The sequence below is a fragment of the Actinomadura sediminis genome (assembly GCF_042675525.1).
Lineage (GTDB): Bacteria > Actinomycetota > Actinomycetes > Streptosporangiales > Streptosporangiaceae > Spirillospora > Spirillospora sediminis.
This window is the reverse complement of record NZ_JBHTJA010000002.1, coordinates 160,024-176,800: the sequence shown is the minus strand read 5'-3', so window position 1 is coordinate 176,800 and position 16,777 is coordinate 160,024. Positions and strand designations below refer to the sequence as shown.

The 16,777-nt window shown below is 74.2% G+C and carries 17 protein-coding genes; 5 read left to right on the top strand and 12 right to left on the bottom strand.

Annotation, left to right across the window (positions count from 1 at the left end; genetic code table 11):
• Positions 1-56 precede the first annotated feature (56 nt).
• The 8 genes from ACFQ11_RS02575 to ACFQ11_RS02540 are packed head-to-tail and all read right to left on the bottom strand — an operon-like array spanning position 57 to position 8,588.
• Positions 57-908 (bottom strand): ABC transporter ATP-binding protein, encoded by an 852-nt coding sequence (locus ACFQ11_RS02575; RefSeq protein ID WP_378296090.1) that lies wholly within the window; start codon positions 906-908, stop codon positions 57-59.
• Positions 905-1,999: a FecCD family ABC transporter permease gene (locus tag ACFQ11_RS02570; protein ID WP_378296089.1), complete on the bottom strand. Its 1,095-nt coding sequence runs from the start codon at positions 1,997-1,999 to the stop codon at positions 905-907. The genes ACFQ11_RS02575 and ACFQ11_RS02570 overlap by 4 nt, the downstream gene beginning before the upstream one ends.
• A complete protein-coding gene (locus tag ACFQ11_RS02565; protein WP_378296087.1) occupies positions 1,996-2,946 on the bottom strand; it encodes an ABC transporter substrate-binding protein in 951 nt (316 codons plus the stop codon). The genes ACFQ11_RS02570 and ACFQ11_RS02565 overlap by 4 nt, the downstream gene beginning before the upstream one ends.
• Positions 2,943-4,058: a TfuA-like protein gene (locus ACFQ11_RS02560; protein ID WP_378296086.1), complete on the bottom strand. Its 1,116-nt coding sequence runs from the start codon at positions 4,056-4,058 to the stop codon at positions 2,943-2,945. The genes ACFQ11_RS02565 and ACFQ11_RS02560 overlap by 4 nt, the downstream gene beginning before the upstream one ends.
• A complete protein-coding gene (locus ACFQ11_RS02555) occupies positions 4,051-5,307 on the bottom strand; it encodes a YcaO-like family protein (protein ID WP_378296085.1) in 1,257 nt (418 codons plus the stop codon). The genes ACFQ11_RS02560 and ACFQ11_RS02555 overlap by 8 nt, the downstream gene beginning before the upstream one ends.
• A complete protein-coding gene (locus tag ACFQ11_RS02550) occupies positions 5,300-6,532 on the bottom strand; it encodes a YcaO-like family protein (RefSeq protein WP_378296084.1) in 1,233 nt (410 codons plus the stop codon). The genes ACFQ11_RS02555 and ACFQ11_RS02550 overlap by 8 nt, the downstream gene beginning before the upstream one ends.
• A complete protein-coding gene (locus tag ACFQ11_RS02545) occupies positions 6,529-7,923 on the bottom strand; it encodes a YcaO-like family protein (protein WP_378296083.1) in 1,395 nt (464 codons plus the stop codon). The genes ACFQ11_RS02550 and ACFQ11_RS02545 overlap by 4 nt, the downstream gene beginning before the upstream one ends.
• Positions 7,923-8,588, bottom strand: a complete 666-nt coding sequence (locus ACFQ11_RS02540; RefSeq protein ID WP_378296081.1) for a hypothetical protein — start codon at positions 8,586-8,588, stop codon at positions 7,923-7,925. The genes ACFQ11_RS02545 and ACFQ11_RS02540 overlap by 1 nt, the downstream gene beginning before the upstream one ends.
• A 24-nt stretch (positions 8,589-8,612) precedes the next feature.
• Between ACFQ11_RS02540 and ACFQ11_RS02535 the strand changes: the two genes are divergently transcribed.
• The 3 genes from ACFQ11_RS02535 to ACFQ11_RS02525 all read left to right on the top strand — a co-directional run bounded on the left by ACFQ11_RS02535 (position 8,613) and on the right by ACFQ11_RS02525 (position 11,826).
• The gene (locus tag ACFQ11_RS02535; RefSeq protein WP_378296080.1) at positions 8,613-8,975 is read left to right on the top strand and encodes an MFS transporter; all 363 of its coding nucleotides are present in this window, start codon (positions 8,613-8,615) and stop codon (positions 8,973-8,975) included.
• A 342-nt stretch (positions 8,976-9,317) separates the two neighbouring features.
• Positions 9,318-10,874 carry a serine/threonine-protein kinase gene (locus ACFQ11_RS02530; protein ID WP_378296079.1) on the top strand — a complete coding sequence of 519 codons (1,557 nt, stop codon included), beginning with the start codon at positions 9,318-9,320 and terminating at the stop codon, positions 10,872-10,874.
• 217 nt (positions 10,875-11,091) lie between these two features.
• A complete protein-coding gene (locus ACFQ11_RS02525; RefSeq protein WP_378296077.1) occupies positions 11,092-11,826 on the top strand; it encodes a class I SAM-dependent methyltransferase in 735 nt (244 codons plus the stop codon).
• A 215-nt stretch (positions 11,827-12,041) separates the two neighbouring features.
• Here ACFQ11_RS02525 and ACFQ11_RS02520 read toward each other — a convergent pair whose 3' ends face one another.
• On the bottom strand, positions 12,042-12,452 hold the full coding sequence (locus ACFQ11_RS02520; protein WP_378296076.1) for an FAD-dependent oxidoreductase: 411 nt from the start codon (positions 12,450-12,452) through the stop codon (positions 12,042-12,044).
• Between ACFQ11_RS02520 and ACFQ11_RS02515 the strand changes: the two genes are divergently transcribed.
• Positions 12,421-12,744, top strand: a complete 324-nt coding sequence (locus ACFQ11_RS02515) for a hypothetical protein (RefSeq protein ID WP_378296075.1) — start codon at positions 12,421-12,423, stop codon at positions 12,742-12,744. The genes ACFQ11_RS02520 and ACFQ11_RS02515 overlap by 32 nt on opposite strands.
• Positions 12,745-13,144: 400 nt before the next feature.
• On the opposite strand, the gene ACFQ11_RS02510 is transcribed toward ACFQ11_RS02515, so the two are convergent.
• The 3 genes from ACFQ11_RS02510 to ACFQ11_RS02500 all read right to left on the bottom strand — a co-directional run bounded on the left by ACFQ11_RS02510 (position 13,145) and on the right by ACFQ11_RS02500 (position 15,388).
• Positions 13,145-13,654 (bottom strand): TetR/AcrR family transcriptional regulator, encoded by a 510-nt coding sequence (locus ACFQ11_RS02510; protein ID WP_378296074.1) that lies wholly within the window; start codon positions 13,652-13,654, stop codon positions 13,145-13,147.
• 149 nt (positions 13,655-13,803) lie between these two features.
• Entirely contained in the window at positions 13,804-15,192 is a 1,389-nt protein-coding gene (locus tag ACFQ11_RS02505) for an amidase (RefSeq protein WP_378296073.1), read from the bottom strand.
• Positions 15,179-15,388, bottom strand: a complete 210-nt coding sequence (locus ACFQ11_RS02500; RefSeq protein ID WP_378296072.1) for a hypothetical protein — start codon at positions 15,386-15,388, stop codon at positions 15,179-15,181. Before ACFQ11_RS02500 ends, ACFQ11_RS02505 begins: the two co-directional genes overlap by 14 nt.
• 200 nt (positions 15,389-15,588) lie before the next feature.
• Here ACFQ11_RS02500 and ACFQ11_RS02495 point away from each other — a divergent pair, with 200 nt between their 5' ends.
• Positions 15,589-16,776, top strand: a complete 1,188-nt coding sequence (locus tag ACFQ11_RS02495; RefSeq protein ID WP_378296071.1) for an MFS transporter — start codon at positions 15,589-15,591, stop codon at positions 16,774-16,776.
• The last annotated feature ends 1 nt before the right edge of the window (position 16,777 follow it).

Genomic DNA, 16,777 nt, shown 5'->3' with positions numbered 1-16,777 from the left:
TCGAATCGGCGTGCACGGTAGGCGGCGGGCGTCGGCGGGCCCGGCGCCCCGGCCGGTCACGGGCGTCCGTCGCCGGCCTGGCGTCGGCCGTCGACGGAGGCGTGCTCGTGCCCTCTGCCGGAGTCCGCGGCCGGTGCCGCGTGCCGGTCGTGCAGGCGGACGGCGATGGTGAGCAGGCCGCCGGGGCCCGGTGCGACGGAGGCGTCGACGTGGTAGACGTCCCGGAGCAGCTCGACGGTCACCACGTCGGCCGGGGTGCCGTCGGCGACGATGCGGCCGTGGTCCAGCACGACCAGGCGGTGGCAGGCCGCGGCGGCAAGTTGCAGGTCGTGCAGGGCGATCAGGGCCGTGACGCCGAGCCCGCGGACCAGCCGGAGGAGGTCCACCCGGTGGCGGAGGTCGAGGTGGTTGGTGGGTTCGTCCAGGACGAGCAGGCGGGGTTCCTGCACCAGCGCGCGAGCGAGCTGGACGCGCTGGCGTTCCCCGCCCGACAGGGTGGTCATCGAGCGGTGCGCGAGGTGGGCGATGCCGCAGCGCCCCATCGCGTCGGCGACGAGACGGCGTTCGGCGGGCGACAGCGCGCCGAACGGGCCCTGGTGGGGAACGCGGCCGAGCGCGACGATCTGCTCGACCGTGTTCTCCAGGTCGGCGGGGGCGTCCTGGGTGAGGACGGCGACCTGGCGGGCGACGGCACGGGCCGGGGTTCGCCACACGTCGGCGCCGTCGATGCGGACGGTGCCGGCATCGGGGCGCAGGCTGCGGTAGACGCAGCGCAGCAGGCTGGACTTGCCGCTGCCGTTCGGGCCGAGGAGGCCGACGATCTGGCCCGGCGGCACGTGCAGGGCGATGTCCGCGAGTCCGGCCGGAGCCCAGCTCAGACCGTCGATCTCCACGGCTACCGGGGTCACTGCCACCTCCGATGGCCGGCGCGGCGCAGCAGGAAGAGGAAGAACGGTGCGCCGAGCACGGCGGTGATCACTCCGATGGGTATCTCGTCGGGCCGGTTGAGCATGCGGGCTCCGACGTCCACCCACACGAGCAGGAGGCCGCCGGTCAGGGCGGCCAGCGGAAGGACCCGCCGGTTGTCGCCGCCGACCACCAGCCGGACCGCGTGCGGGACCATCAGGGCGACGAAGCCGATGCCGCCGCTGACGGCGACCACGACGCCGATGACCAGGGCGCAGCCGACGATCAGGCGGCGGCGGAGACGGTCCACTTCCAGGCCGAGGCTGGTGGCGCCCTCCTCGCCGAGGACGAGGGCGTTGAGCCGTCCGCTCTGCGTCCAGAACCACAGGGCGCCCGCGGTGACGACGGCCATCGGGACGCCGATGTCGCTCCACCGGGTGCCGCCGAGGCCGCCGAGCATCCAGAACATGGCGGAGCGGACCTCCTTGTCCGGCGAGGTCAGCACCAGGTACTGGGTGACGGCCTCGGTGAACGCGGCGACCGCGACCCCGGCCAGGATGAGACGGGTCGGCGCGAGCAGGCCTTGCCCGCCTGCGAGCAGCATGACCAGGAGGAACGCCGCCATCGCACCGATGAAGGCCGCCACCGGCAGGGAGAACGTCCCGAACGGGGTCAGCCCGACGATGATGACCAGGACCGCCCCGAGGGAGGCGCCGGAGCTGGCGCCGATGAGGTACGGGTCGGCCAGCGGGTTGCGCAGCACCGCCTGCAGCACCGTGCCCACGGCGGCGAGGCCGGCGCCCACGGCCGCGCCGAGCAGCACCCGGGGAAGCCTGATGTCGAGAATGATCACCGACTGCGGGCCCGTGGGGGCGGTGTCCACCAGGCCGGGGAGGTAACGGCGCCCGATCACCTGGGCGACGTCGCCGACGGGAATGGACACCGGTCCGAGGCCGACGGCGGCCACCATCGACAGGACCAGGGCCACCGTCAGGCCCCCGACCAGGGCGGGCAGGGCCGCCCGCCGGACGGCCGGGGGCCCGCCGGCGGGGCGGCGGGCGCGCCGCCCCGCGGGGGGAGCCTTGACCGTCACTGGGCGAGCCCCTCCGTGATGGTCTTGAGGGCGCGCCCGCTGCGCACGCCCGGCTGGGTGTCGTTGACGGGGATGACGATGAAGCGGTTCTCCTTGACGGCGGTGACGTCCTTGAGCGGGCCGTAGGACTTCATCCAGGCGATCGCCTTGTCGGCGGGCTCGAACGCCTGGTCCTCGACGAGGATGGCGTCGGGGTCGCGCTTGACGACCTCCTCCCAGGCGACCTGCTTGAAGGAGGTGACCTCGGGGAAGACGTTGGTCCCGCCGGCGCGGCGGATCAGATCGTCGACCAGTGCGCGGGACCCGGCGGTGGTGGGCTTGTCCTTGCCGCCCGCGTAGTCGAACACCCCGGGGTTCCCCGGGACCGGCTCGACGGCGTCCACCTCGCCCTGCAGCCGGCGGACGAGTTCCTCGGCCCGGCTCTCGACGCCGAAGACCTTGCCGAGGGCGCGCACGTCCGTGTGCACGTCCTCGATCTCGGCCTCGTGGCCGGGGCAGTTCGCCGACAGCAGGTAGGTGCCGACGCCGTCCCGCTGCAGGGTGGCCCGCTCGCCCATGGCCTTGGGCCCGTAGTCGTCGGGATAGCCGCTGACCACCATGTCCGGGCCGGCCGAGTACACGACCTCTTTGGACGGCGGGGGGAACGCGCTTTCGGCGATGACCCGGACGCCGCGCAGGTCGTCGGCGTACTCGGGCACGACGTCCGTGGCGGCCACGGTGCCGGCCAGCCTGTCGCGGAGCCCGAGCGCGAGCATCACCTCGGTGGCCGGGGTGCTGGAGGTGACCACCCGTCGGGGAGTGGCCGGGAACCGGTAGTCGGTACCGCAGTTGCGCACGGTGACCGATGCCGCCTCGGTTCCGGCGGCGGTCGTGCCGTCCGCGGAACCGCACGCCGCCGCCGGCAGGACGGCCGCGACCGCCGCCGCCAGGAAGGTCGTCTTCTTCATCGGGGGGTGTCCTCTTTCTCCTCGCCCGGATCCGCGAACCGGTCCGGGGAACGGCGGGCCTCGGCGACCCGCCGCGCGTACTCACCGCGCACCCGCAGGGTGTCCAGGAGCGCCGCGCGAATCTCGGCGTCGCCGTGGTCGCAGGCCGCCACCAGGCACGCCTGGTCGGCGGCGAACCCGGCCAGCGCGGCGGGTCCGAACCCGTCCAGATCGGCGGCGCCGATCCGCGCGCGGACCCGGTCGGTCCACTCGTCCAGCGCGGCGCCGTGCGGACGCAGACCGCCCGCGTGCCGCACGGCGACCAGCCGCAGGGTCGCGGCCCGTTCCAGGTCCTCGTACACGCCGTCCCGGTGCAGCCCCTCGATCAGGCGCTCGAAGGTGCCGGGGTCGAGGAGGCCGGTGCCGGGAGCGGGACGTGCGGCCAGCCACTGCTCGGTCGGTTCCAGATGGAAGCGGACCGTGGGCGGCGGCAGGCCGGGCAGCAGGTCGAGCAGCTCGACGGCGTCGGCGGCCTTGACCGAGACCCGGCCGGTGGGCAGCCAGCGGGCCAGCGCCCCGGTGGGGTCGCGGCTCAGCAGATGGGGCCAGCGGCGCTCGGTGTAGTGCAGCGCCTTGGCGGCATCGGCGATCGTCCGGGCGGCCGGGGCGTCGATCACCGCGGCGGCCAGTGCGGCGTCGAGGGTGGCGCGGATGTCGACCATGGCGTCGGACACGGGGCGGTGGCCGTCGTCCGGGCCGAGGTGGGCGACGGCGACCTCGTCGTCGTCGACCAGCTCACCGGACCGGACGGCCGCGTGGACGCGCCCCGCGCCGACCATGCCGAACGGGGCGAGCTCGGCCGCGCGCAGCGCCCCCATGCTCGCCGCGCCGGCGACGGCGATCCCTTCGGCGAGCGCCCAGAGGATCTCCTTGTGCCAGACCGCGGGCACCCGCTCGTAGACGCCGTCGATGATGCCGATGACGCGGGGCCGGTCCTTCTCGGGAAGGGCGACGAGGCGGGCGACGTCGCCCTGGGCGACCGGAGGCAGCACGGTCGCGCCGAGTTCGGCGAGGCGCGCGGCGGCCGCACCGTCGTGGCAGGTCGGCCCGGTGAAGACGACGATCTCAGACATCGGCGGTCTCCCTCGCCCGGGGGCCCGGGACCGCGGCCGCCCCGCTCAGGGCCGCGGCGCCTTCCAGGCCCGGAACCAGCACCTTGAGAACGGGCAGCCCCGCGCCGGGCCGGGTCAGGTCCACGGCCACGACCTCGGGCAGGCCCGCGGCCGCCAGGCGGTCCAGCAGCCAGTCCAGATCGGCGCCGAGGGTGCCGTGGTCCGCGCCGGGACCGCCGTAGGGGCGTGCGGCCGGGTCCCGCGTGCGCAGCAGGTCGCGGAGCGCGGTGCCGGCGGCGAGGTCGTCCGCGCCGTGGTAGGCGTCGCGGGTCAGGTCGTCGCGGGCGCCGGAGACGGCGATCAGCCTGCTCTGCGCGGCCTCGGTGAGCGCCCTGGCCGCCGCCACGGCGGGGTGGGGGTGGCAGCCCAGCCCCGCGGCGGGCGGCAGCGGGCGGAACGGATCGGGGTCGGCCTCGACGATCTGGCAGAGCATCGCGGGCACGGCGATGTCGGAGGTGATGTCGAACAGCGCGGTCTCGACCCCGGCGGCTTCGAACCGGTCCAGCAGCCGGTCGACGTCCGGGTCGCCGAAGGAGCGCGGCGCGATCGCGTCCGCCGCCTGCCGTCCGGGTGGGCGCAGCTCCCACAGGGCGAAGGCGTCGCGTTCGATGGCCTCGCACAGGGCGTGGACCACGGCCTCCAGCGCGGTGTTGCCTCCGGCGAGGCCGTTGCTGTCCCGGCAGAGACCGGCGGCGGTGAGCCCTCGAGGCAGGGTGAAGTCGATGCTGACGGCCTCGAAGGGCACGTCCACCGGGGCGCCGTCGTAGAGGCTGCGTCCCTCCAGCCACAGCAGCGGGGTGTGCTCGTCGACCGTCTGCGCCTGGGTGCGGGGCAGCCGCCAGGGCTCGACGGGCGACGGCAGCTCCGCGTACCGGGCCAGTCGCAGCGGCAGGTCGATCCGCTCGCCGTGGGCGTGCTCGATGGCCTCCATCGCCGCCGATACCCGGCTGGCCCGGCGTGTGACGCCTTTGCCCTGGCTGACGGCGAGGCTGCGGGAGTTGGGCCGGTAGGCGGTGGTGACCGGGACGCCGATGGTGTCGAGTCCGGTGATGTCGGCGAGGCGGGTGACGCCGAACACCGGCAGCAGCGGCCGGATGCGGGCCCAGGTGTCGTCCAGGGCGGCGGCGCGGTGCGTGCCGGACCGCAGGGCCTTGGGGCCGGGGCGGTCGGCGGTCCAGGGCGGGACGGCGGACAGCGGGACGTCAGACATGGGGCATCGGCAACCGTTCGGGGTCGGGGGGCAGCGGCTCGGCTCCGTCGCCCAGGAAGGGGAAGGCGGGCGGGCCGGCGGAGCGCAGGCCGGGCACGATGACGCGCGCGACGGTCGTGCCGAGCCGGGCCAGATCCGGCGGGGTGATGTCGACGGTCACGGCGGTCAGGCCGTGGTCGGCCAGCGCGATGTCGAGGTCGATGCCGGCGGGGCGCCACCGGCCGCCGCGCCGCCCGCCGGCCAGGCGGACGAGGATCCGCCGCAGGATGCGGGGGTCGGCCAGCAGTTGCAGGGTGCAGGCCAGGTCGGTGGCGTCGGAGAAGTCGGGGCGGTAGTCGTCGGCGTACCGCCTGTCGGCGCGGTGCGGCTTGAGCACGGACGACCATTCGGGGAGTCCGTCGATGACCGCGTCGAGGGTGTCGAGCGAAACGAGGGCTTCGGCGGCGGCCTTCGTTCCGGCGGCGGTCACCGGGTCGGCGGCGTGAGGGACGAGGGCGCAGCCCACCCCCAGCCGGTCGCCGCCGCCTTGGGCGGCGCACAGCACGACCGGCGCGCCCAGCAGGTTCGGCACGCCGAACCAGCGGAACCGCGCGCCCTCGGGCGCGGGCAACGGCAGCGGCTCCAGGGTGGTGAACGACCGTCCGGCGTGCCAGGCGGTCGCGAGTGCGTGGCGTTCGACCGCTTCGGCCAGGGCCGCGGAGCGCGCGGCGGACGGTGTCGCGCCGGCGGCGATCCCGGCCGCGACCGGCAGGTGCGCCGGCCGGCCGTCGATCTGAGCGTGTTCGCCGGGCGCCAGCCACACCAGCGAAGCCGGGACGAACAGCTCGGCCCCGTCGGCCGTTCCACCGACGACCCAGGTGGTCGGGGTGTCGCGGTCCAGGCCGGTGAAGGGGAATCCGGGGCGCCGGTGCTGGCCGGGCGAGTACAGCGCCAGCGTCTCGGGGTCGATGGCGCCGGTCCCGAGCCGCCGCCAGGTCGAGTGCACCAGCCGTTCGGCCTGCACCAGGTGACCGGCGTAGCGTTCGGCCGCCTCGCCCAGGGCGCGGCGGACGGCCTCGTCGGGGTCGGTCCACGAGGTGCCGCCGACGACGGGGTTGCCCAGCGGCAGGGCGAAGGCGTCCGTCGCGGCCAGCTCGGCGGTCGCCGTGTGCAGCACGCCGTGGCTGCGTCCGGTGTCGAGGGCGCGCACCGGCCCGCAGCGCGGATCCAGGAGGGCGGTGCTCATGTGTGCGGCAGCGGGACGAGGTTGACCTCGTCCTCGCGGATCGGAACCCGCGAGAGGCCGAGCCGGACGGGGTCGGTGCGCAGCCGCGCGCCTCCGAGGAAGGGGAACGCGGCGGGGGCGTTGGAGTAGGCCCCGGGGACGACGACGCGGGCGGCGCGGAATCCGGCGGCGGCCACGTCGGAGGTGGTCACGTCCACCGCGTGGGCGGTCAGGCCGGCGGCGGCCAGCCTGCCGAGGTACACGTCATGGGGGTCGCCGGCGGGCGAGGGCAGTTCGTCCAGGCGGACGGGCGGGTGGTCGCCGGTGATGGGCTCCAGGTGGGGCCGCATCCGGGGGTCGAGCCAGATCTGGCTGTGGCAGGCCAGGTCGGTCACGTCCCGGTAGTCGGCGCGGTAGGAGTCGGCGTACCGGCGGTCGGCTCGGTAGGGCCGGAAGGACTCGATGGGGATGATGCCCTCGCGCGCGGACGCCCAGATGGCGCCGTCCGGGTCGAGCAGGCCCAAGGCGTAGCGGCGCAGCGTCACCGCCTCGGCCAGCGCCTTGTGGGCGGCGGCGACCGGGTCCGGGCGCGCGGCCACCCCGAACACCGCGAGTTCGTGCTCGGGGTCTTCCAGCAGGACGCCGAGAACGGCGACGTCGAACACGGTCGGCAGGGCGACGACCCGGTACCTGCACGGTCCGTACGCCCCGGTCGCCCTCGCCCAGCCCGGCCCCCTGCCGGGATCGGGCGTCAGGACGGGCGCCAGCCGCGGATGATCGACGTGCACGGGGGCGGCGGGCAGCCGGTTGGCCCACCAGATGACGGTGGCGTCGCGCTCGATGACCTCTTCGAGGGCGGCGGTGCGGGCCATCCGATCGTCGGCGCCGGCGGCGATGCCCGCGAGCATGACGAAGTTCGTGACGGGCTCGGCCAGCCGCGGCGGCTGGTGGTAGTTGACGTACACCAGTGAGGCGGGCACCCACACCGGTTCTTCCGACGGCAACGTCACCCCGCGCGTCCACAGCACCGGCAGGTCGCGGGTGAACGGCGTGAACGGGGAGCCGGGCTCGGCGTACTGGGCCGGTGAGTACAGTGCGAGATCGGCGGGGTCGAGCGCGTTCTCCCCCGCCGCGACCAGTTCGGCATGGGCGGCACGGCGCAGGTCGGCGGGCACGAAGTTGCCGCAGTACCGTTCCACCGCCTCGCCGATGGCGCCGATGCGGGCCCGTGCGGGGTCGCCGAACGCGGTGCCGGTGGAGACCCGGTCGGCGGGCCAGGGCATCAGCGCCGCCACGTCGGCGACATGGGTGGCGTACACGTCCAGGCCCCGCGGCCACCAGGGCTCGGGGTCGACGTGCACAAGCTGGGTGATCACTCCGGTGCGCGGGTCGACCAGCGCTTCGGGGTCCATCACGGCTCCTCGACGGTGGGGAGGGGCAGCCGCAGCGGCCCGGGCTCGATCTCGTAGCGGGCGGGTTCGTCCGGGGCCGGGTGGCGCGGGACGCGTCCGGCGGTCAGCTCGACGTGCAGCCGGTCGGCGGCGGGCAGTTCGGCGGCGACCGGCGGCGGCCGCAGCTCCGCCCGGCCGCCGCCCGCCGGGACGGGGGCGGTGGCGTCGCCCAGGCGGACGCGGACGCCGTCGGCGCGCTCGTGCACGAGGGTGGCCACGAGCTCGACGGGCCGGTCGGCCCGCACGGTCACGGCCAGCCGGGCCGAGCCGTGCCAGCGCAGGGGCCCCTTGACGGTCAGCCGGACGGCGTCGTCCCGGTCGGCGACGGCGGCGAGGTCGGCCGAGTGCGGCAGCGAGGGGAACGGGTCGGCGGGGTCGTGGACGAGGGCGGTCCGCGCGACGTCCACCGGTTCGTCGCGGTAGCGGGGACGGCGGGGCGGGCGGGGATCGCGGTCGCGCCATCCCGCTCCCAGCACCAGGCACCGGTGGACGTCGGTCCACGCGCCGCCGTCGGCGACCGTGGCGAGCCAGCTCAGCATGAGCTCGGCGGGGTCGGGTTCGGCGGGCACGTCGATCGCGCATTCCGGCTGCAGCCGGTGGGTGAGCGGGGACGCCCAGCCGCCCACGACCCGAGAACTCGCCTGTCGATCGTGGGGCTGTCCTGCCTCGGCGAGGGCGTGTGCACCGCCCTGCTCGGCCTGCCCACCGCCGCCTGGGGCGCTCTGGCGGTATGGGGCTGCGCGGCCTTCGCCGACGTCGTGTACAACCCCACCGCCGTCGCCGCCCTCGTATCCGCGGCGGGCGACGAGGTCCGGGGCCGGATCATGTCGCTGTGGAGCGCGGTCGCCACCACCAGCCTGGCACTGTCCGCCTTCACCACGGGCGCCCTCATCGAGACGCTCGGCCACCGCGTCCTGCTCGTCCTGCTCGGCACGCTCATGGCCGCACCGGGCGCCGCCTGGCTGCTCGCCCTGCGCACCGGCGCCCTGTCCCGCCAGACCGCCACCGAGTGACTCGATGCACCGCGACGAGCAGCGTGGCGATACCGGTCGAGCCGCTCAACCGCGCACGGCGATCCGGAAGACCGCTCCTCGGCCCCTCGCCGGCTCCCCCAGGGACGGGCCGCTCATCAGCCGGACCAAATCCATCGGGCCCCTGGCCCGACTCGCGGCGCCCGGTTTCGGGTCTCCATACTCGGCCCAAGCCGGGCCACCTCCGCCCGAGGCGCCCTGCGCGGTCGGCCATGGCGATTCGAGCGGTCCCCTGGACCCCGCTGCATGCGTTGGAGATCATTCAGGCGTGCGGGCGGGATGGGAGCGGGAATGCAGGGGCGGACCTTGGCAGGGCGCTATCGCTTGGAGACGCCGCTGGGCCGTGGCGGCATGGGCGAGGTCTGGAGAGCAGCCGATCTGCGCCTGAAACGCACCGTGGCGGTCAAGATCCTGTCGCTGAACGGCATGCCCGGCCAAGCCGTGGCGCGGTTCCGCCGCGAGGCCGAGATCGCCGGCGGCCTGCAGCATCCGGGTATTGCCGTGGTGTTCGACACCGGCACCGACGGCGACGTGCTGTATCTGGTGATGGAACTGCTGGACGGCACCGACCTGGCCGAGGTGATCCGGCGCCATTCCGACGGCCTGCCGGCCGCGCGGGCGGTCACGCTGCTGACGCAGATCGCCGACGCGCTGGCCGAGGCCCACGCCAAGGGCATCGTCCATCGCGACATCAAACCCGCCAACGTCATGCTGCTCGAGGACGGCCGCGTCAAGATCCTGGACTTCGGCATCGCCCGTTACACCGAACAGACCACCGACCTGACCGGCAGCGCCCTCATCGGCACTCCCGCGTTCATGGCGCCCGAGCAGTTCGACCGCAACGAGGGCGTCGACCACCGCACCGACCTGTACGCCCTGGGCGCCCTGGCCTACGAACTCCTCACCGGCAGGCGGCCCTTCACCGCCGACACCGTCCGTCGGCTCCTTCACGACGTCCTGTTCACTCCTGCCCCGGCGGTCCGCGACACGCACCCGCACGTCCCCCCGGCGTTGAACGATCTGATCGCCGAACTGCTGGCCAAAGACCCGGACGACCGGCCCCGCAACGCCCGGAGCGTCGCCGCGCGCCTGCGAGCCGTCGATCGCCGGGCGGCGCCCGCCCCCGTGGCGGGCGCGCGGACATCCGGCGCGCCCCCGGCCGGGCCGGTCACCAAGCCCACGGTGAGGTTTCCCACCTCCGGCTCACGGAGGAAGCGCTCGGGCGTCCTGCGGTGGCCCGCCGCGACGCTCGTTCTCCTGCCGGCGATGGCCCTTGGCGCCTTCTGCCTCAACCCCGGCGGCCCTCTGCAAGACGGCGGCGACTTCCACGCCGAACCACCCTGCGGCGCGTTGCGGCCCGCCGCCTTCCCCAACGCCGCCACCGAGGATCAGGACGGCATCGACTGCCACTGGTACAAGGAGCAGAAGAAAACGGGCGTCGTGGACGATGGAAGTCACAGGGAATACGAATACAAACTCATCTGGGACCTCAGAGTCATCATGACCCTCCACTCCCCCAAGCCGTGGGAGTGGCTGTCGGGACCGGACGTGGCCGCAGCCTACCTACAGAACCAGAACTTTCTCAGCGATAACGTCGATGAGCCGCGCCTAGGGCCCGGCGCTTATTATTCCCTGCGGCAGAATCCGTACGCGGGCGACCCAGACTCCAATACAGACTACGAAATATCAGGCAGCCATACATTCACGTTCAGAGTCAACAATCTCGTCGCGGTGGTCTCCTACGTTGAGGATCGTAGCGACCTCGAAGGCATGGACGAGAACAAGGTACGGGCCACAGCACTGGAATTGGCCGTCGAGATGGCGACGGAAATCAAGAAAGAGGGGGACGACCCCGGACTCGCCCGGACCCACGGCACCTGAACCGAGGCCCGGGAGCGATCGCCCCGGCCGCCCGGCCCACGCCCGCACGACCCTCGCAGGACTTCTTCAGCGATCCTCCACGGCTGGTGCCACATGCCCGGACCTCGCCGGCACAGAGACCTCGCTTCCAGTCGGGTACTCGGCGGAGAGCCGTTCGGCGGTGGACCAGTGCGTCGTTGCCGGCCCCCCGGCGGCTGGTTCGTGGCAGAGTGGCGGAATGCCTGGCGCGCGGTACGGGATCGATTCGCCATACGGGTTCGGCTTCATGGGCCTGGTCGTGCTGGGGTTCTGGGTGACCGGGCTGGTCATGGCGGTCACCGCCGATCCGGCCGCCGCGCTGCCCGCACTGGTCTCCGGCACCCTGCTGGCGGGATGCCTGGCCCTGAGCCTGCACGCCACGCTGCGCGGCAAGTTCCTGGTCTGGCGGGACGTGCTGGACGAGCTGGACCTGCGTGGCGACGAACGGCTGCTCGACCTCGGCTGCGGACGCGGCGCCGTCCTGCTGGCCGCCGCCCGGCGCCTCCCGCGGGGCCGGGCGGTCGGCGTGGACCTGTGGCGCGGACGGGACCAGTCCGGCAACACCCCGGCGGCGACCCTGCGCAACGCCCGCGCCGAAGGCGTCGCCGACCGCGTCCACGTGCAAGGGGGCGACCTGCGCAGGCTCCCGTACGCGGAGGCGAGCTTCGACCTGGTCGTGTCCAGCCTGACGGTGCACACGATCTTCGGCGCGGACGCCCGCGCCCGGGCGATCGCCGAGGCGTACCGGGTGCTGCGGCCGGGGGGCCGCCTGGTGATCGCCGACCTGGCGCGGAGCCCCCGCGAGTACGCTGCGGTGCTGGCCCGGCTGGGCGCCCAGGACGTCCGCGTGCGCGGCCTCGGCTGGCGCGCGTGGTGGGGCAGTCCGTGGGTCCCGACCCGCCTGCTCACCGCCCGCAAGCCGGCCACCCCCTGAACACGCCTACCGGCACGATCCGGACCCATGGTGGGACACGGCCACCGCGTGAATCCCTCGAATCGACCGAGACCAGAAGGAGTGGAACCGGCGCCCGCCCCCACCCGCCGAAGCACGAGGGTCCGTGGTCATCCGGCGGCGTGCGGGGCACCCCGTCGAGCGTTGCGCCGGCTGCCGTTGACCAGGTCGTTGAACCGGTCGACGGCCCAGACGGTTCAGAGCCCGGTCCGTCCCTTCATCATCGGCCGCGGGAACCGGGACTTGTCGCGCCACAACGTCTGCAGGTCCTCGTGCCGCTCGCCGTCGACGATCGCGTCGGCGATGAGGGTCCCGGCGTAGGGCGCCTGGGCCAGGCCGTGCCCGTTGCAGGCGATCGAGTAGTAGACCTCGTCGCCGATCCGGCCGGCGACCGGGATCCAGGACGAGGTGATCGCGATCCACCCGCCCCACGCGCGCTCGATCGCGACGTCCGCCGGCGACGGGAAGCGGGTGCCGAACGCTCCGGCGAGCGCGTCCGAGCGACGCTCGACGCCGCCCCGGCGACGTACGTGCTGCGCGGCGTCCGCTCGGAGGTGGCCCGCGCCAGGACAGTGGATGGGTTGCGAGCCCGAGGAGACCGCCGCCACGCAGTTCGTGCACTCGATGGGCGTCCTGCCGGCGGACCCGGGCAAGGTCCCGAACTTCTCGCTGCCTGAGGGCGGCAACCAGACGCTCACGGACGTCCTGGCCGAGGACCTCGGCGCCCGGCTGCATGCGCTGGCCCACGGCACCGAGGCGCAGCGGCAGCGCTGGCTGCGGCCCGTGGCCGAGGGCGGCCTGGTCGGCGCGTTCGCGGCGGGCGCACCCTCTACCTCAAGGCGGCCCTCCGGCACGACGCCGGCGAGGCCTTCGGCGGCCTCGGCTTCGTCCGCGAGCTGAGCGCAGACGGCCCCCCGGCCCGGTCGAGGCGATCTACCGCGACGGCAAGATCGGCGAGATGTACGAGGGCGCCAACGAGAACCTGAAGTGGGTCGACGCGCGCAACGTCTTCGGCAGGGAGATCACCGGATGAGCCTCGCCGGTCGCCCCTGCTCATGTCCGGCGGCGGCCACGGGAAGGCCTGACGCCCGCCCGTCCGGGACCATCCACACGGCCGCCGAGCAGATCGAGGCCGCGGGCGGAAGCGCGCTCGCGGTCGCCGGCGACGTGCGCGACGAGGAATCGGTGCGGCGCGCCGGTGCGCGGGCCGCTTCGATACCGGCGACTCCGCCGGGCAGGACGTCGCTGAGCCGGATGGGGAAGCCGTCGGGTTCGGAGTCCGGCGGATCGAGGCGCACGGTCACCGGTCGGCCGGGTCGAGGAGCCCGGTCACGAGCCGACGCGCGTAGGCGGCGTCGAGCTTGTCGGGGCGGAAGAGGATGCGGTACATCACCGGGGCGACGACGCGGTCGAGGACCGTCTCGACCGCGGGTGCGCGTTCTCCTCGGCCGGCGGCGCGGGCGAGCACGACGTCGATCTGCTCGGCCGCGTAGGCCGAGCACTGGCCGGCGTTACCGCCGTCCGGGTCGCCGAGCAGGGCGTCACGGATGTAGGCGCGTCCCGCGGGGGAGGCCATCTCCTCGAAGAACTGCTCGGCCCAGGCCTCCAGGTCGGACCGCAGGTCCCCCCTGTCTTCCGGCTCCGTGTCGGGCCGCAGGCGCTCGACCGCCACGTCCGACAGCAGCTCCTGCAGGTCGCCCCAGCGGCGGTAGATGGTGGACGGGGTGACCCCGGCCCGGGTGGCCACCAGGGGGACGGTCAGCGCTTCCCGGCCGACCTCCGACTCGAGCTCGCGTACGGCGGCATGCACCGACGCCTGGACCCTGGCGCTGCGCCCACCGGGGCGGACCAACGGTTTCCGAGTCATGGAACAAGCTTAAAGCTAATCGATTGCTTCAAGGGCTCGGGCGGCCCCGGCCGTCCTGGGTGTCCGGCCCGGGCCGCACTGTTCCCCGACCGTCACGCCGTCGCGAGCTCGCGCGCGGGCCGCGTCTGCTCGTAGGCGTGGCCCACCCGCAGCAGTACGGCCTCGCCGAGGGGGCGGCCGAGCAGTTGCATGCCGATCGGCAGGCCCGCCGTGTCGTGACCGACCGGTACCGAGAGCGAGGGCACCCCGGTGATGTTGGCCGGCGCCGAGAGGCGTACGTAGGCGTCGGAGACGCCCTCGACGGTGCCGTCGGACCAGGTGAGGGTGGACTGGCCGGCCTTCACGGCGGTCGCCGGGACCGTCGGGGCGGCGATCACGTCGACGTCCTCCAGTACGCGTGCCCAGGCCCGCCGCATGAGGGTGCGGGAACGCTGGGCGCGCAGGTAGTCGCCCGCGGGCATCAGTTCGCCGGCTTCCAGCAGGATGCGGACGTCCGCCTGGTACAGCTCGGGAACCGCGCGCAGGGTGCGCTCGTGGTAGGCGGTGGCCTCCGGGACCATCAGGCCCCACTGGGTGGCGTGGATGTAGCGGGCCATGGGGATCTCGACCTCGACGAGCCGCGCGCCGAGGCTTTCGAGATGGTCGATGGCGTGCCGGACGGCGCTCTCGATCTCGGGGGCGACGTGGTCGAAGTAGTAGTTGTCCGGCACTGCGACGCGCAGCCCGGTCAGATCCGTGCCCGGACCCGGTCGGCGGTCCGCGGAGGGCGCGGCGAGGGAGGCGGGATCGCGGGGGTCGTGGGCGGCCAGAACGTCGAGGACCAGCGCGGCGTCCTCGACGGTGCGGGTGATCGGTCCGACGTGGTCCAGCGACCACGACAGCGAGGTGACGCCGTGACGGGAGACGAGGCCGTAGGTCGGCTTCAGCCCGACGACCCCGTTGAGCGCGGAGGGCACGCGGATCGACCCGCCGGTGTCGGTGCCCAGGGCGAAGGTGGCGGCCCCCGCGGCGACGGCGACGGCGGACCCGCCGCTGGAGCCGCCGGCGACCCGGTCCCGGCCCCATGCGTTGCTGGTCTGCGGGGTGGTCAGACCGTAGGCGAACTCGTGGGTGTGGGTCTTGCCGACCAGGATCGCTCCGGCCGCCGCCAGGCGGGCGGCGACCGTGCCGTCGCGCTCGGCGCGATGTTCGCCGCGGACCCGGGATCCGGCCGCGGTGGCCATGCCGGCGACGTCGACGAGGTCCTTCAGGCCCATGGGGATGCCGTGCAGCAGGCCGCGCAACCGGCCGGCCACGACGTCCCGCTCGGCCTCGCGCGCGGCCCCGCGGGCCCGTTCCGCGGTGATGGTGACGTAGGCCCCCAGGCGGGGCTCCACTTCCTCGACGCGGCCGAGTACGGAGTCCACCAGCTCGACGGGGGACAGCTTCCGGGCGCGGACCGCGTCGGCCGCCGCGGTCAGGGACAGCTCATACGGCTGCATCGTGCTCCTCCTCTCCCGCGCGGTAGGCGGCGGCAGGCGGGGTGTCGCCGAAGTCCAGGTCCCGGAGGACCGCGACTACGGAGTGGATGTGGTTCGCCGTGGCGGCCACCGGGGCATGGCGGTCGGCCGGTAGCGGGAGACCGGCGCGGCCGGCCCAGCGTGCCGCCTCCGGCGGCGTGAGGTCATCGGCGGACATGGGTGTTCTCTCCTGACCTGGCGGGGGCGGCTGAACAGCCCCACGCCAAAAGCTAACCGTTTGCTTTAAGTGACTCTACGACCTACGCTTCCTTAAAGCAAAATCATTGCTTTTAGCGGGAGAGGAGTCACATGCCCGGCGTCTCACCAGGCGCGCCCGCACCCTGCCCCCACCCGTCTCTCGGCACGGCGAGCCGCACGGTGCCCTTCGTCCTCGACGCGTCGATCCTGGCGGCCCTTCTGGCGGCGTCCAGCGCGCCGACGCCCCTGTATCCCCTGTATCAGGACCGGTGGGGCCTGACGGCCCTGACCGTCACGGTCGTCTTCGGCGCCTACTCCCTGACACTGCTGGTGGCCCTGCTCACCACCGCAACGCTCTCCGACCACCTGGGACGGCGTCCCGTCCTGGCGGGCGCCCTGCTCCTGGAGACGACCTCCATGCTGCTCCTGGCCTCGGCGGACGGCGCCGGAGAGCTGATCATCGCCCGCGTCGTGCAGGGAGCGGCCACGGGCGCGGCCACCAGCGCCGCGGGCGCCGCACTCCTGGACCTGGCGGATTCCCGCCGTCCGGACCGGTCCGCCCTGACCAACGGCATCGCCCCGGTCGCCGGCATGGCCGCCGGCGTGCTCCTCGCCACCCTCCTGGTCCGCTTCGCGCCCGCCCCGACGTCCACCGTGTACGTCCTGCTGGCGGCGCTCTTCGCCGCCCAGGCGATAGCGGCGGCGTGCACCGGGGAGACGGCGCGTCCCCACCCCGGAGCACTGCGCTCCCTGCGCCCGCGGCTCTCCGCGCCGCCATCGGCGCGCCGTGCACTGCTGACGACCGGCGCCGGAATCGTCGCCATCTGGGCACTCGGCGGCTTCTACGCCTCCCTCGGCCCGGCGCTCGTGCACCTCGTGGCCCCCGGCCTTCCGCACATCGTCGGCGGCAAGGTCTTCTTCACCGTCAGCGCCGCCGCCGCGCTCACGGTGTGGGCACTGCGGCGGGCGGCGCCGTTCACCGCCGTCACGGGCGGAAGCCTGATCGTCGTCGCGTCCGCGGCCCTGACCCTGCTCGGCCTGCACGGTCTTGGCCCGCCGGCCGTATACGGCGGCGCGGCCCTGGCCGGCGTCGCCTTCGGGGCCGTCTCCCAGGGAGCGCTGCGCATGCTGCTCGCCTCGCTCCCCCAACGGGACCGCGCCGCGACCCTGGCCTCCTATTACGTCCTCAGCTACCTGTCCATGAGCCTGCCCGCCATCGCCGCAGGCGCCGCAACCCAGCACCTCGGTCTGCGGGCCACTTCCCACGCTTACACCCTGGGCTCCGCCCTCCTCGCCGTCGCGGCGGTGGCGGCACTCGCCGCGAGACGGCGCGAGGCGCTCCCCACCGCAGCGGACCACACTCACTGAA